The organism is Lachnospira sp., assembly GCF_016290755.1.
GTDB lineage: Bacteria > Bacillota > Clostridia > Lachnospirales > Lachnospiraceae > Lachnospira > Lachnospira multipara.
The window spans coordinates 1-14,214 of the sequence record NZ_JAEEVD010000013.1; the positions used below are offsets into that span (position 1 = coordinate 1).

Genomic DNA, 14,214 nt, shown 5'->3' on the forward strand with positions numbered 1-14,214 from the left:
ACCTGTCAGAAGGGGCTTTAACCCCTTCTGACACTAGTAAGCTTTATACCCCCGCTTAAAGCTTACGCTTTTGAAGCGGGGGATTGCTTACACTGCGTTCAAAAAGAATGTTAATAAATTATATAAGAAGTAATTTCTTTGTGGAAAGGTTTATATATGAATATTTTAAACGTTGAGAATATATCTAAGACTTATGGAGAGAAGGATCTTTTTAAAAATGTATCTCTAGGAATTAACAAGGGCGACAAAATCGGCGTCATTGGCGTTAACGGTACGGGCAAGTCTACATTTTTAAAAATCATCGCAGGCCTTGAGGAGCCAGATGAGGGTAAGGTTATTAAGGGCAATGGTGTAAATGTTACATATCTTGAACAGATGCCAAACTTCCTTGAAAATGAAACAGTTCTTTCTTATTGTATGCGTGGTAAGCACAATGCAACTGAGGCGGAGGCTAAGGAGATTTTAAATAAGCTTGGGGTGCCTGATTTTGACAAGTCTATTAGCTTGCTTTCTGGTGGCCTTAAAAAGAGGGTGGCGCTTTGTAAGGCAATCTTAGAGCCTAGCGAGGTTTTAATTTTAGATGAGCCTACAAACCACCTTGATAATGAGATGGTTATTTGGCTTGAGGACTATATTAAGGCCTTTAAGGGCGAGCTTATTATGGTTACTCACGACAGATATTTCCTTGATAATGTCACTAACAAGATCGTGGAGCTTGATTATGCAAATCTTTACGAGTACGACAGCAACTACTCTGGCTTTCTTGAGCTTAAGACTCAGAGGGAGGAGATGGAGCGCGCCACTGAGAAGAAGCGTCAGAATACTCTTCGCAGGGAGCTAGAATGGATTAAGCGTGGTGCCCTTGCTCGTTCAACTAAGCAGCAGGCAAGAATTGATAGATATGAGGACATGAAGCAGGCTTCTCGTGAGGCGAGAGCGAAGTTTATGAAGTCGGACCTTATTATGAGTTCGGTGGGAACTCGCCTAGGCAATAAGACCATTGAGCTTCACAACGTGGGCAAGGCCTTCGGGGATAAGAAGCTGTTTTCTGACTTTGAATACATTTTCTTAAAAGATGATAGAATCGGTATCATTGGTAGTAACGGCTGCGGCAAATCCACTTTAATGAAGATTATCACAGGGGAGCTAAAGCCTGATAGCGGTAGCGTGGAGATTGGCGAGACGGTGCGCATTGGCTACTTCATGCAGGAGAATGAGCCTCTTGATGAAAATGCTACAGTGCTTGAATTTGTGCGTTCTATCGGCGAGTATGTCACAACCGCTGAGGGTAAGGCCACTGCTTCTCAGATGTGTGAGAAGTTCCTTTTTGGGCCTAAGCAGCAGTGGACTCCTATTCGTAAGCTTTCTGGTGGCGAGAAGAGACGTCTCTATCTTTTGTCGGTGCTTATGAGTGCGCCAAATGTGCTTATTCTTGATGAGCCTACTAATGATTTGGACATTGAGACTCTTGAGATTTTGGAGGAGTATCTTGATGGCTTTGCGGGTATTGTCATTGTGGTTTCTCATGACCGCTACTTCCTTGATAGAGTGGTGGATAGAATTTTTGCTTTTGAAAATGGACACCTAAGCCAGTACGAGGGCGGCTATTCCGATTACAGGGACAAGGCCGTTATGGCTGGCAAGTTGTTAGAGAACGGGGCAAGAGCTGACTCTACTATTAACAATACATTTTCAAATGCCAGAAACCTTGAGGCGGCTAACGAATACAAGGCTAACAAGTCTCACAGTAGGAAGTTTAGCTATGCGGAGAAGAAGGAATTCGAAACTATTGATGATGATATTGCTAAACTGGAAAATAGAATATCAGAGATAGATGAACTTATTGTTAAGTGTGCTACTGACTTTGTAAAGCTTAATGAACTTACTAAGGAAAAAGAGGAAAAGGAAACGTTGCTCTTGGAAAAAATGGACCGTTGGGTTTATTTAAATGAATTAAATGATGAAATAAATGGTAATTAGTCTTGAAATAGACAGCGGTTCATGTTATCATTTCTAAAGATTTTATAAAACTTTATTATGAGGGGCTTATGCATTAAGGGTGCACTTAATGGCTTATTTATGTTTACTTGTGAGGGTTTAGGTGGCATTTGAGCTTTCTTAATGAAGAGGTTTAATGAGATCAAAAAAGTAATAATATGGGAGGATTTATATGTTTTGTCCTAATTGTGGAACTAAGAATGAAGACGATGCAGTATTTTGTGGAAACTGCGGAACAAAATTAAATCTTGATGACTTTAACGAAACATTAAATGCAGCTGCTAATGAAACAGCTGAGGCTGCAGATGTTGCTAATCAGGCAGCAGATACAGTAGATGTGGCAGCTAATCAGGCTACAGATGCTTTTGTAAATCAGGAAGCTCAGCCAGTTCAGGGCTTTGCTAACGGATTTGATCCAAACGCAAACCAGAACTTTAACAATGGATTTGATGCAAATGCAAACCAGAACTTTAACAATGGATTTGATGCAAATGCAAACCAGAACTTTAGCAACGGATTTGATGCAAATGCAAACCAGAATTTTAACAATGGATTTGATCCAAATGCAAACCAGAACTTTAACAACGGTTACAATCCTAACTATGCTAACAATGGTTACAACCAGGCTCCATATCAGCAGCAGCCTGCTAAGCCATTTAAGCTTAACAAGAAGATCGTTGGTATTGCAGTAGCAGTTGTTGCTGTTATTGTAGCTATCGTTGCATTTGTTTCTATTGGTAAGGCTGGTGTTGATTACAAGAAGACAGCTAAGAAGTATGTTACAGCTATTGAACAGTGTGACTGGGATACAGCTTACGATTTAATTAACCTTCCTGATAGCGAGTTCTTAACTAAGGAAGCTTTAATTAATGCACATGCTGATGCAACAGGTGAGAAGGTTACTGGTATTACAGTTACTGACGCTTACAGCACAGCTGGTAGCACAAAGGGTAGCGCAACTGTTAAGGTTACTTATTCAACAGCTACAAGCAATGGTAACCAGAGTACTTACGTTCTTTCACAGACTAACGACAAGTACTTACTCTTCTTTAAGAAGTATAAGGTTTCATCAGAAGGTCTTGTTTACAAAAACACATCAATTCAGGTTCCTAAGGGTTGTACATTATCAATCAATGGCGTTGAGGTTAAGTCTAATTACATCAAGGCTGATAACTCAAGCTACGGTTCTTATTATGATACTTACGTTATTCCATACATTTTCGCAGGTGATAATAAGATTAAGCTTACAAGTGATGTAACTGAGGATTACGAGACATCAATCAATGTTTCTTATGATGAAAGCCTTAAGTCTATTTCTTACTCTGATTTAAGCTTTACAGATGATGCTGAAAAGGCTGCAATGGAAAAGGCTCAGTCAGACATTGCAACTATTGCTAAGGCTGCTTACGAGAAGAAGGGTTATAGCGACATTAAGAGCTTGGTATCTTCTGAGGCTGATGTTGAGGATGAGTATGATGATTTAGTTGATGATTTCCATCAAGCATATAGTTCTTATTCTAGAGATGTTACATCTTATGATCTTTCAGCTGTTAAGGCTACTGTTGGTACAAAGTACTTTACATTAACTGATGAAGGTGCTCCAAAGATGAGAATTTATCTTGGATATACAATTTCAGGTAAGTACAAGTATACAGGTTACGGCAGTGAAGAAGAAAAGTCAGGTTCTTACACATACAATAGCTATTACTACATCGATTATGTATATGAAGATGGCGAATGGTTAATTGATGATGTTTACCTTAACTTCTACTTCTACTAAGATGGAGCGAAGGGGTTTCTTCTTATAAGAAAAGTTACTTATTATAGAAGGAATTCGTAAACTTAGATATAGCGAATACATTTTCATTACAATTATTATGAAAATGTATCTATGAATATAATTATTATTGCCGCGGGGCTTTCGAAAATTAACTTGAAAGTTCCGTGGCTTTATTTTTTTATTGTTCTAAAAAAAATACAAAAGAATTCTTGCAAATAATATACTCCTAGTGTATATTTATACATGCTGTGACATTGATAGCTGTGAAGCGAGAGGTTGCTACATTTGAACAATAGCTTGAATGTAGGTTTTCCGTGGAGCGAATGTCAAGGCTGGAAGCGATTCCGGCGAAGAATCTGGCGACAAGTCACTGTACTATAATTGCTACTAAGACTCAGTTTTAGTAGACCACGATGAATCAAGTTTCTCGTAAGAGATAATATGATACACGTGGGAGTGTGTACAGTCACCGCTTGTCGTACTTACTATTTATAAAGTGCGAAGGAGGCGACTTTTTTTATGGCAAATCAGGTAATCAGAATTACTTTGAAGGCTTATGATCATCAGTTAATCGATCAGTCTGCTAAGAAGATCATTGAAACTGCAAAGAAGACAGGAGCTAATGTTAGTGGTCCAGTACCTCTTCCAACAAAGAAGGAAGTTGTTACAATTCTTAGAGCTGTACATAAGTACAAGGACTCTAGAGAGCAGTTCGAACAGAGAACTCATAAGAGACTTATCGATGTATTACAGCCATCTCAGAAGACAGTAGATGCTTTATCTAAGTTAGAGATGCCAGCTGGTGTATTCATCAACCTTAAGGTAATGAACTAATCATTGCCAAGACATTTTCTTGATTAACAAGAAAACGCAGCAAGAAACATTTAAGTTTCAATAACAATGAGAGCTAATCCTAAGGGTTTAATATAGAAGCAACAAAAGCATTCCTATAACGGTGGTGCAGGTTCCACTTATATTAACTTATCTAGGATGACAGGATGCGCTGAATTTATTTATCATCTTGTCCGCTGTAGATTTAACAGGAGGAAAAGAGTATGAAGAAGGCTATTTTAGCTACTAAGGTCGGAATGACACAGATCTTCAACGAAGATGGTGTTTTAACACCTGTAACTGTATTACAGGCTGGCCCTTGTGTTGTAACACAAGTAAAGACAGTCGAAAACGACGGTTACGAAGCTGTCCAGGTTGGTTTTGCTGATATTAGAGAAAAGCTCGTTAGCAAGCCAGTTAAGGGACATTTTGACAAGGCAGAGGTTCCTTATAAGAGATTCGTTAGAGAGTTCAAGTTTGAAAACTCTTCTGAATACAATGTTAAGGACGAAATTAAGGCAGATATCTTCGCAGCAGGCGATAAGGTAGATGCAACTGCTATTTCTAAGGGTAAAGGTTTCCAGGGCGCTATCAAGAGATTAGGACAGTCTAGAGGTCCTATGGCGCACGGTTCTAAATTCCACAGACATCAGGGTTCTAACGGATCAGCAACAACACCTGGTAGAGTATTCAAGGGAAAAGGAATGCCTGGACATATGGGTTCTAAGAGAATCACAATCCAGAATCTTGAAGTAGTAAGAGTTGATGTTGAGAATAACGTTATCTTAGTTAAGGGTGCAGTACCTGGACCTAAGAAGTCATTAGTAACTTTGAAAGAAACAGTAAAGGTTAGTAAGTAATCTTTACCAAGGAAGGAGGACTAAACAGTGGCAAACGTATCTGTTTACAATATTGAAGGCAAAGAAGTTGGCTCAATCGAATTAAACGATGCAGTATTTGGTGTTGAAGTTAATGAACATCTTGTACATCTTGCAGTTGTAAGCCAGCTTGCAAATAATCGTCAGGGAACACAGTCTGCAAAGACTCGTTCAGAAGTATCTGGCGGCGGAAGAAAACCATGGAGACAGAAGGGAACTGGTCATGCTAGACAGGGTTCTACAAGATCTCCACAGTGGACAGGCGGTGGTGTTGTATTTGCACCAAAGCCAAGAGATTATTCATTCAAGATGAATAAGAAGGAGAAGAGAATCGCTCTTCTTTCAGCTTTATCTTCTAAGGTAGCTGATAGCAAGATTGTTGTTTTAGATGAATTCAATCTTGATGAAGTAAAGACAAAGAAATTCGTAGAGGTATTAAACAACCTTAAGGTTTCTAAGGCTTTAGTAGTTCTTGAAGGAGAGAACAAGAACGTTGTTCTTTCTGGTAGAAACGTTAACGGTGCTAAGGTTTCAAACACTAGCGAAATCAATACTTATGATGTTCTTAAGTATGATACATTAGTTGTTACTAAGGCAGCTGTTGAAAAATTAGAGGAGGTGTATGCATAATGGCAAATATTCAGTATTATGATGTAATCCTCAAGCCTGTAATCACAGAAAAGTCAATGACTGATATGGCTTCTAAGAAGTATACATTCTTAGTTCATACAGACGCTAACAAGACTATGATTAAGGAAGCTGTTGAGAAGATGTTTGAAGGAACAAAGGTTGCTTCAGTTAACACAATGAATAACAACGGTAAGAAGAAGAGAGCTAACAGAAAGGATCAGGGCTACACAGCTAAGACAAAGAAGGCTATCGTGCAGTTAACAGCTGATTCTAAGGAAATCGAAATCTTCGAAGGACTTTAAGATATAGACGTGTAGAAAACAATATTACACAGCCGAAAGGAGAAAAAAATGGGAATTAAAACTTATAACCCATATACACCTTCCAGAAGAAACATGACTGGTTCAGATTTCTCTGAAATTACAAAGTCATCTCCTGAGAAGTCATTACTTGCTAAGAAGAGCAAGACTGCTGGTCGTAACAACCAGGGTAAGATTACTGTACGTCACCACGGTGGTGGAAGCAAGCAGAAGTACAGAGTAATCGATTTTAAGAGAAACAAGGAAGGAGTTCCTGCTAAGGTTATCGGTATCGAATACGATCCTAACAGAACTGCTAACATCGCACTTATCGCTTACGCTGATGGTGAGAAGTCATATATCCTTGCACCTGCTGGTTTAACAGATGGCATGACAGTACAGAACGGTGCTGGTGCTGAAGTTAGAGTTGGTAACTGCTTACCATTCACAGAAATTCCAGTTGGTACACAGGTTCACAATATCGAGTTATATCCAGGTAAGGGTGGACAGCTTGTTCGTTCTGCTGGTAACTCAGCTCAGTTAATGGCTAAGGAAGGTAAGTATGCAACACTTAGATTACCTTCTGGCGAAATGAGAATGGTTCCAATTATCTGCCGCGCAACAATCGGTGTTGTAGGTAATGGTGATCACAACCTTATTAATCTTGGTAAGGCTGGACGTAAGAGACATATGGGTATCCGCCCTACAGTTCGTGGTTCTGTTATGAACCCTAACGACCATCCACACGGTGGTGGTGAAGGTAGAGCACCAGTTGGTCGTCCAAGCCCAATGACACCTTGGGGTAAGCCTGCTATGGGTCTTAAGACTCGTAAGAAGAAGAAGGCTTCTAACAAGCTTATCATTAGAAGAAGAGACGGAAAGGGTATTAAGTAATATTAGTGCCTAGTAACTTTGAGAAACAAGATTATAAGGAGGTTTAACCTATGGCTCGTTCATTAAAGAAAGGACCTTTCGCTGATGCTAGCTTACTTAAGAAGGTTGATGCATTAAATGCTTCAAACGATAAGCAGGTCATCAAGACATGGTCTCGTCGTTCAACAATTTTCCCAAGTTTCGTGGGACATACAATTGCTGTTCATGATGGAAGAAAGCATGTTCCTGTATTCGTTACAGAGGATATGGTTGGTCATAAGCTCGGTGAGTTCGTTGCAACAAGAACTTACAGAGGACATGGTAAGGACGAAAAGAAGTCTAGATAATAGATGAATCTTTGGAAGAACCCGAAAGGGGTCTTCCGCGGGGATTCCCGATTAAAGAAATCGTAATTACTAATATAGATAATGGATACATTTGAAATTTTGAAAGGAGGACTAATCCATGGCAACAGGACATAGATCCCAAATTAAACGTGAAAGAAACGCCGTTAAGGATACAAGACCAAGCGCTAAGTTAAGCTACGCTAGAGTATCTGTTCAGAAGGCTTGTTTCGTATTAGATGCTATTAGAGGCAAGAGCCTTGAAGAAGCACTTGGTATCGTTATGTACAATCCAAGATATGCTTCATCACTTATAGAGAAGTTATTAAAGTCTGCAGCAGCTAATGCTCAGAACAATAATGGTATGGACCCAAGCAAGTTATTCGTTGAAGAATGCTTCGCTAACAAGGGACCTACAATGAAGAGAGTACATCCAAGAGCACAGGGTAGAGCTTACAGAATCGAAAAGAGAATGAGCCACATCACTGTAATTCTTAATGAAAGATAATTAATCGGTACTTGATTTATTGTTTCAAGATTACTTGAAATTAGAATATGAAATCAAACATTTCCTAAAGAATAGAAAGGAGATTTTATGGGACAGAAAGTTAACCCACATGGTTTAAGAGTTGGTGTCATTTCTGACTGGGACTCAAAGTGGTATGCAGAAGATGCATTCGCTGATAACCTTGTTGAAGACTATAACATAAGAAAATTCCTTAAGAAGAAGCTTTATGCTGCAGGAATTTCAAAGATCGAAATTGAGAGAGCTTCAGATAGACTTAAGATTATTATCCACACAGCTAAGCCTGGTGTTGTAATCGGTAAGGGCGGATCTGAAATCGAAGCTTTAAAGAAGCAGGTTGAAAAGATGACATCTGCTAAGAGATTAAGCATCGATATTAAGGAAGTTAAGAGACCAGATCGTGATGCTCAGTTAGTAGCTGAAAACATCGCTCAGCAGTTAGAGAATCGTATCTCTTTCAGAAGAGCTATGAAGTCATGCATGGGCAGAACAATGAAGCAGGGCGCTAAGGGTATCAAGACAAGCTGTTCTGGACGTCTTGGCGGTGCTGATATGGCTCGTACAGAATTTTATAGTGAGGGTACAATTCCTCTTCAGACACTTCGTGCAGATATCAATTATGGTTTTGCAGAAGCTAACACAACATATGGTAAGGTTGGCGTTAAGGTTTGGATTTACGAAGGCGAGGTTCTTCCTACTAAGGCTAACGCTAAGGTTAATGTTAAGGAAGGGAGCGATAAGTAATGTTACTACCTAAGAGAGTTAAACATCGTAGACAGTTCCGTGGTTCTATGGCTGGTAAGGCAACAAGAGGTAACACTCTTGCATACGGCGATTTCGGTATCGTTGCAACAGAACCATGCTGGATCAAGTCTAATCAGATAGAAGCAGCCAGAGTTGCTATGACAAGATATATCAAGCGTGGCGGTAAAGTATTTATTAAGATTTTCCCAGACAAGCCTGTTACAGGTAAGCCTATCGGCGTACGTATGGGTAAAGGTAAAGGTAACTTAGAGTGCTGGGTAGCAGTAGTTAAACCTGGACGTGTTATGTTCGAGATCTCAGGCGTAGCAGAGGAGACAGCTAGAGAAGCTCTTCGTCTTGCTACTCACAAGCTTCCATGCAAGTGTAAGATCGTTTCACGTGCAGACTTAGAAGGCGGTGATAACAGTGAAAATTAATAAGTATGTAGAAGATTTAAAGGCAAAATCAGCTGCAGAGTTAAATGAAGAATTAGTAGCTGCTAAGAAGGAACTTTTCAATTTAAGATTCCAGAACGCAACTAATCAGTTGGATAACACAAGCAGAATTAAAGAGGTTCGTAAGAACATCGCTAGAATCCAGACTGTAATTGCACAGAAGAATGCTTAATTGCTAAGCTGGATGATAAATTAATCCTAAGAAAGGAGTACAACTGTGGAAGAGAGAAATTTAAGAAAAACTCGTACAGGTAAGGTTGTCAGCAACAAGATGGATAAGACTATCGTGGTTGCAGTAGAAGATAACGTTAAACATCCACTTTACAACAAGATTGTAAAGAGAACATATAAGCTTAAGGCTCATGATGAAAACAACGAATGCTTAATCGGTGACGTAGTAAAGGTTATGGAAACAAGACCTTTATCTAAGGATAAGAGATGGAGATTAGTTGAAATTATCAGCAGAGCTAAGTAATTTAGAAATGATTTTAGTAAACACATTCACTAGATGTGAATGAGACATATATTACTGAAAGGGGTAGTACTATGGTACAACAGGAAACCAGACTTAAGGTTGCTGATAACACAGGTGCTAAGGAAATTCTTTGCATCAGAGTTATGGGCGGATCTACAAGAAGATATGCAAATATCGGTGATGTTATCGTCGCTTCTGTTAAAGAAGCAACACCAGGCGGCGTTGTTAAGAAGGGCGATGTTGTTAAGGCCGTTGTAGTACGTTCTGTTAAGGGCGCACGTCGTAAGGACGGTTCATATATTAAATTTGACGAGAATGCTGCTGTTATCATTAAAGATGATAATACTCCAAAGGGAACTCGTATCTTTGGACCAGTAGCTAGAGAGTTAAGAGAGAAGAAGTTCATGAAGATCGTTTCTCTTGCTCCAGAAGTATTATAGGAGGTGCCGAATGTCAGCTGTTAGAATTAAAAAGGGCGATACAGTTGTTGTTATCGCAGGTAAGGACAAGGGCAAAGAAGGCAAGGTATTAACAGTTAATGCTAAGAACCACACAGCAGTTGTTGAAGGTATTAACATGGTTACTAAGCATGCTAAGCCAAGTGCTGCTAATCAGCAGGGTGGAATTCTCCATCAGGAAGCACCAATCGATATATCTAACATTGCTTACTCAGTAAATGGTAAGGCAACAAAGATTGGTTATGAAGTAAAGGATGGCAAGAAAGTACGTGTTGCTAAGGCAACAGGAAAGGCTATCGATTAATCGAGGAAGGAGGCAATAATTTTGAGTAGACTTAGAGAACAGTATGATAATGAAATCGCTAAGAAGATGACTGAGAAATTCGGTTATAAGAACCCAATGATGGTTCCAAAGATCGATAAGATCACTATAAATATGGGCGTTGGTGAAGCTAAGGAAAATTCTAAGGTTCTTGACGCAGCAGTAAAGGATCTCGAGACAATCGCAGGTCAGAAAGCAGTTCTTACAAGAGCTAAGAATTCAATTGCTAACTTCAAGTTAAGAGAAGGTCAGGCAATTGGTTGTAAGGTTACATTACGTGGTGAAAAGATGTACGAATTCCTTGATAGATTAGTAAATCTTGCACTTCCACGTGTACGTGACTTTAGAGGCGTAAGCGCTAACTCATTCGATGGTAGAGGTAACTATGCACTTGGTATTAAAGAGCAGATTATCTTCCCAGAAATCGAATATGATAAGGTAGATAAGGTTAGAGGTATGGATGTTATCATCACTACTACAGCTAACACAGATGAAGAAGCACGTGAATTATTAAGATTATTCAACATGCCATTCAAGAAGAATTAATATAAGGAGGTAAATTATGGCTAAGACTTCTATGAAAGTTAAGCAGCAGAGAAAACCAAAGTTCTCTACTAGAGCATACACACGTTGTACAATTTGTGGTCGTCCACATTCTGTTTTAAGAAAGTACGGAATCTGCAGAATTTGCTTCCGTGAATTAGCATACAAGGGTCAGATCCCTGGTGTTAAAAAGGCTTCTTGGTAAGATTAATATAATTGTTGCAAGTTCTTAGAACTTGCAACGATAAAATCTTGCTTTAAGCAATATATTTTAAGTTGTTATCAACTTAGTGCACATTAAGTGCAAACAATTGACGTAGTCCAGCGAAAGCTGGAAACCAGTGAATTATAAGGAGGAAATATTAATGACAGATCCAATTGCAGATATGCTTACAAGAATTCGTAATGCAAATACAGCAAAGCACGACACAGTTGATATTCCAGCATCTAAGATGAAGCTTTCAATCGCTAAGATTCTTTTAGATGAGGGTTACATTAAGTCTTATGAAGTTGTTGAGAATGGAAACTTCAAGGATATCCGCGTTACTTTAAAGTACGGTAAGGATAAGAATGAAAAGATCATTTCTGGACTTCAGAGAATTTCTAAGCCAGGTCTTAGAGTTTATGCTAACAAGACAGATCTTCCTAAGGTATTAGGTGGTCTTGGTGTTGCAATCATCTCTACAAACAAGGGTGTTGTAACAGATAAGGAAGCTAGAAAGCTCGGCGTTGGTGGAGAAGTTCTTTGCTTCGTTTGGTAATTATATAGACGTTACTAAGGATTATAATTATAATTAAATCGTTAGGATTTAATTTGTTTAATCCTATAACTATTAACCCAACCAAGAAAACATATTCCTATCATTGTAAATGTTTTCTTAATAATTTTTAGGAGGTGCACGGCATGTCACGTATAGGAAGAATGCCTATCGCTATTCCAGCTGGTGTTACAGTTGAGGTAGCAGAAAATAATAAAGTGACTGTAAAGGGTCCTAAGGGAACACTCGAAAGAGTTTTACCTGCAGAAATGGACATTAAGGTTGAAGGTAGTGAAGTTGTTGTTTCAAGACCTAACGACTTAAAGAAGATGAAGTCATTACACGGCTTAACAAGAACTCTTATTAACAACATGGTAATCGGTGTAACAGAAGGCTACGAGAAGAAGCTTGAAGTTAACGGTGTTGGTTATAGAGCACAGAAGCAGGGTAAGAAGTTAATCCTTTCATTAGGTTACTCACATCCTGTAGAGATGGAAGATCCAGAAGGAATTGAAACAACTCTTGATGGACAGAACATCATTTTTGTTAAGGGTATTAATAAAGAAAAAGTTGGCCAGTACGCAGCTGAAATCAGATCTAAGAGAGCTCCAGAACCATATAAGGGTAAGGGTATCAAGTATGCTGATGAAGTAATCAGACGTAAGGTTGGTAAGACTGGTAAGAAATAATTAAAGGAGTGAATATAATGGTTAGTAAGAAGTCAAGAGCATTAGTTCGTGAAGCAAAGCATAAGAGAACACGTAACCGTTTCAGCGGAACAACTGAAAGACCACGTTTAGCTGTTTTCAGAAGTAACAATCATATGTACGCTCAGATTATTGACGACACAGTTGGTAAGACACTTGTTTCTGCATCAACACTTGACGCTGACGTTAAGGCTGAAGTAGAGAAGACTAATAATGTTGAAGCTGCAACAGTAGTAGGTACTGTAGTTGCTAAGAAGGCATTAGAAAAGGGAATTACAACTGTCGTTTATGACAGAGGCGGATTCATATATCAAGGTAAAGTAAAGGCATTAGCAGAGGCAGCAAGAGAAGCTGGCCTCCAGTTCTAAGCGGAAGGGAGAAAACAGTATGAAACGTACAATTATTGATGCTAGTCAGCTAGAATTAGACGATAACGTAGTATCAATCAAGCGCGTAGTTAAGGTTGTAAAAGGTGGACGTAATATGCGTTTTGCAGCTTTAGTAGTTGTTGGTGATCGTAATGGTCACGTTGGCGCTGGTGTTGGTAAGGCAGCTGAAGTTCCTGAAGCTATCCGCAAGGGAAAGGAAGATGCCATCAAGCATTTAGTAGAAATTCCAATGGATGAGAATGGTTCAGTACCACATGATTTCATCGGTAAGTTCGGTGGAGCAACAGTTCTTTTAAAGAGAGCTCCAGAAGGTACTGGTATTATCGCTGGTGGTCCTGCTCGTTCAGTACTTGAATTAGTAGGTATTAGAAACATTCGTACAAAGTCACTTGGTTCTAATAATAAGCAGAACGTAGTATTAGCTACAATCGCTGGTCTTCAGGCTATGAAGACTCCAGAAGAAGTTGCAAGACTTCGTGGTAAGTCAGTTGAAGAAATCTTAGGCTAAGAAATTGTTTAGCACCATAAAAGGTGCAGATGGAGGTTAAAATGGCTGATAAGAAGTTAAGAATAACTTTAGTTAAGTCTCCAATCAGTGCTGTTCCTAAGCATAGAAGAACTGTTGAAGCTATGGGTCTTACAAAGCTTCACAAGACAGTAGAACTTCCAGATAATGCTGCTACAAGAGGACAGATTCAGCAGATTGGTTATATGTTAAAGGTAGAAGAAATTTAATATAAAATAATAGAAGGAGGTGCAAGAATGGATTTATCTAATTTAAGACCTGCAGAAGGTTCAGTTCAGAGTGATAATTTCAGAAGAGGTCGTGGTCACGGTTCAGGTAACGGCAAGACAGCTGGTAAGGGACACAAGGGCCAGAAGGCTCGTTCAGGAGCACCAAGACCTGGTTTTGAAGGTGGCCAGATGCCATTATATAGAAGAATTCCTAAGAGAGGTTTCACTAACAGAAATCGTAAGGAATTCGTAGCTATCAATGTTTCTACATTAGAAAGATTTGATAACGGTTCAGAAGTATCAATCGAAACTTTAATTGAGACAGGTATTGTTAAAGATACTAAGGACGGCGTAAAGATTCTTGCAAACGGTGAGCTTACAAAGAAGCTTACAGTTAAGGCTAACGCATTCAGTGCTGCAGCTAAGGAGAAGATCGAAGCTCTCGGCGGAACTTGCGAGGTGATCTAGT

23 protein-coding genes are annotated in these 14,214 nt (G+C 39.2%); all 23 read left to right on the forward strand.

Features of this window, described 5'->3' with window-relative positions:
- Window positions 1-156: 156 nt before the first annotated feature.
- Window positions 157-1,980, forward strand: a complete 1,824-nt coding sequence (locus QVA17_RS04965; RefSeq protein WP_287386870.1) for an ABC-F family ATP-binding cassette domain-containing protein — start codon at window positions 157-159, stop codon at window positions 1,978-1,980.
- 190 nt (window positions 1,981-2,170) lie between these two features.
- A complete protein-coding gene (locus QVA17_RS04970; RefSeq protein ID WP_287386872.1) occupies window positions 2,171-3,778 on the forward strand; it encodes a zinc ribbon domain-containing protein in 1,608 nt (535 codons plus the stop codon).
- 519 nt (window positions 3,779-4,297) lie between these two features.
- The gene (rpsJ, locus tag QVA17_RS04975; protein ID WP_027430852.1) at window positions 4,298-4,612 is read left to right on the forward strand and encodes a 30S ribosomal protein S10; all 315 of its coding nucleotides are present in this window, start codon (window positions 4,298-4,300) and stop codon (window positions 4,610-4,612) included.
- A 221-nt stretch (window positions 4,613-4,833) separates the two neighbouring features.
- A complete protein-coding gene (gene rplC, locus QVA17_RS04980; RefSeq protein ID WP_027430851.1) occupies window positions 4,834-5,469 on the forward strand; it encodes a 50S ribosomal protein L3 in 636 nt (211 codons plus the stop codon).
- A 27-nt stretch (window positions 5,470-5,496) separates the two neighbouring features.
- Window positions 5,497-6,117 (forward strand): 50S ribosomal protein L4, encoded by a 621-nt coding sequence (gene rplD, locus QVA17_RS04985; RefSeq protein WP_027437048.1) that lies wholly within the window; start codon window positions 5,497-5,499, stop codon window positions 6,115-6,117.
- Complete coding sequence (gene rplW, locus QVA17_RS04990; RefSeq protein ID WP_027430849.1) at window positions 6,117-6,419, forward strand: 50S ribosomal protein L23; 303 nt, start codon at window positions 6,117-6,119, stop codon at window positions 6,417-6,419. Before rplD ends, rplW begins: the two co-directional genes overlap by 1 nt.
- Window positions 6,420-6,467: 48 nt before the next feature.
- On the forward strand, window positions 6,468-7,310 hold the full coding sequence (rplB, locus tag QVA17_RS04995) for a 50S ribosomal protein L2 (RefSeq protein ID WP_027430848.1): 843 nt from the start codon (window positions 6,468-6,470) through the stop codon (window positions 7,308-7,310).
- A 50-nt stretch (window positions 7,311-7,360) separates the two neighbouring features.
- Window positions 7,361-7,636 carry a 30S ribosomal protein S19 gene (rpsS, locus tag QVA17_RS05000; protein ID WP_027430847.1) on the forward strand — a complete coding sequence of 92 codons (276 nt, stop codon included), beginning with the start codon at window positions 7,361-7,363 and terminating at the stop codon, window positions 7,634-7,636.
- Between the two features lie 118 nt (window positions 7,637-7,754).
- Complete coding sequence (gene rplV / locus QVA17_RS05005) at window positions 7,755-8,141, forward strand: 50S ribosomal protein L22 (RefSeq protein ID WP_027430846.1); 387 nt, start codon at window positions 7,755-7,757, stop codon at window positions 8,139-8,141.
- Between the two features lie 87 nt (window positions 8,142-8,228).
- Complete coding sequence (rpsC, locus tag QVA17_RS05010) at window positions 8,229-8,903, forward strand: 30S ribosomal protein S3 (protein WP_027430845.1); 675 nt, start codon at window positions 8,229-8,231, stop codon at window positions 8,901-8,903.
- Window positions 8,903-9,340, forward strand: a complete 438-nt coding sequence (gene rplP / locus QVA17_RS05015; RefSeq protein ID WP_027430844.1) for a 50S ribosomal protein L16 — start codon at window positions 8,903-8,905, stop codon at window positions 9,338-9,340. Before rpsC ends, rplP begins: the two co-directional genes overlap by 1 nt.
- Window positions 9,330-9,530: a 50S ribosomal protein L29 gene (gene rpmC, locus QVA17_RS05020; protein WP_012738580.1), complete on the forward strand. Its 201-nt coding sequence runs from the start codon at window positions 9,330-9,332 to the stop codon at window positions 9,528-9,530. Before rplP ends, rpmC begins: the two co-directional genes overlap by 11 nt.
- 45 nt (window positions 9,531-9,575) lie before the next feature.
- A complete protein-coding gene (rpsQ, locus tag QVA17_RS05025; RefSeq protein ID WP_027430843.1) occupies window positions 9,576-9,833 on the forward strand; it encodes a 30S ribosomal protein S17 in 258 nt (85 codons plus the stop codon).
- 71 nt (window positions 9,834-9,904) lie between these two features.
- Entirely contained in the window at window positions 9,905-10,273 is a 369-nt protein-coding gene (gene rplN, locus QVA17_RS05030) for a 50S ribosomal protein L14 (protein ID WP_027430842.1), read from the forward strand.
- Window positions 10,274-10,283: 10 nt separating this feature from the next.
- Window positions 10,284-10,595, forward strand: a complete 312-nt coding sequence (rplX, locus tag QVA17_RS05035; RefSeq protein WP_027430841.1) for a 50S ribosomal protein L24 — start codon at window positions 10,284-10,286, stop codon at window positions 10,593-10,595.
- 21 nt (window positions 10,596-10,616) lie between these two features.
- Window positions 10,617-11,159 (forward strand): 50S ribosomal protein L5, encoded by a 543-nt coding sequence (gene rplE, locus QVA17_RS05040; protein ID WP_027430840.1) that lies wholly within the window; start codon window positions 10,617-10,619, stop codon window positions 11,157-11,159.
- A gap of 16 nt (window positions 11,160-11,175) precedes the next feature.
- Window positions 11,176-11,361, forward strand: a complete 186-nt coding sequence (locus tag QVA17_RS05045; protein WP_027430839.1) for a type Z 30S ribosomal protein S14 — start codon at window positions 11,176-11,178, stop codon at window positions 11,359-11,361.
- 154 nt (window positions 11,362-11,515) lie between these two features.
- Window positions 11,516-11,917 carry a 30S ribosomal protein S8 gene (rpsH, locus tag QVA17_RS05050; RefSeq protein WP_027430838.1) on the forward strand — a complete coding sequence of 134 codons (402 nt, stop codon included), beginning with the start codon at window positions 11,516-11,518 and terminating at the stop codon, window positions 11,915-11,917.
- Window positions 11,918-12,060: 143 nt separating this feature from the next.
- Entirely contained in the window at window positions 12,061-12,603 is a 543-nt protein-coding gene (gene rplF / locus QVA17_RS05055) for a 50S ribosomal protein L6 (RefSeq protein WP_027430837.1), read from the forward strand.
- 17 nt (window positions 12,604-12,620) lie between these two features.
- Window positions 12,621-12,989, forward strand: a complete 369-nt coding sequence (gene rplR / locus QVA17_RS05060; RefSeq protein ID WP_027430836.1) for a 50S ribosomal protein L18 — start codon at window positions 12,621-12,623, stop codon at window positions 12,987-12,989.
- Window positions 12,990-13,008: 19 nt separating this feature from the next.
- The gene (rpsE, locus tag QVA17_RS05065) at window positions 13,009-13,518 is read left to right on the forward strand and encodes a 30S ribosomal protein S5 (RefSeq protein ID WP_027430835.1); all 510 of its coding nucleotides are present in this window, start codon (window positions 13,009-13,011) and stop codon (window positions 13,516-13,518) included.
- 41 nt (window positions 13,519-13,559) lie between these two features.
- Entirely contained in the window at window positions 13,560-13,745 is a 186-nt protein-coding gene (gene rpmD, locus QVA17_RS05070) for a 50S ribosomal protein L30 (protein ID WP_027430834.1), read from the forward strand.
- 27 nt (window positions 13,746-13,772) lie between these two features.
- Window positions 13,773-14,213 (forward strand): 50S ribosomal protein L15, encoded by a 441-nt coding sequence (gene rplO, locus QVA17_RS05075; protein ID WP_027430833.1) that lies wholly within the window; start codon window positions 13,773-13,775, stop codon window positions 14,211-14,213.
- The last annotated feature ends 1 nt before the right edge of the window (window position 14,214 follow it).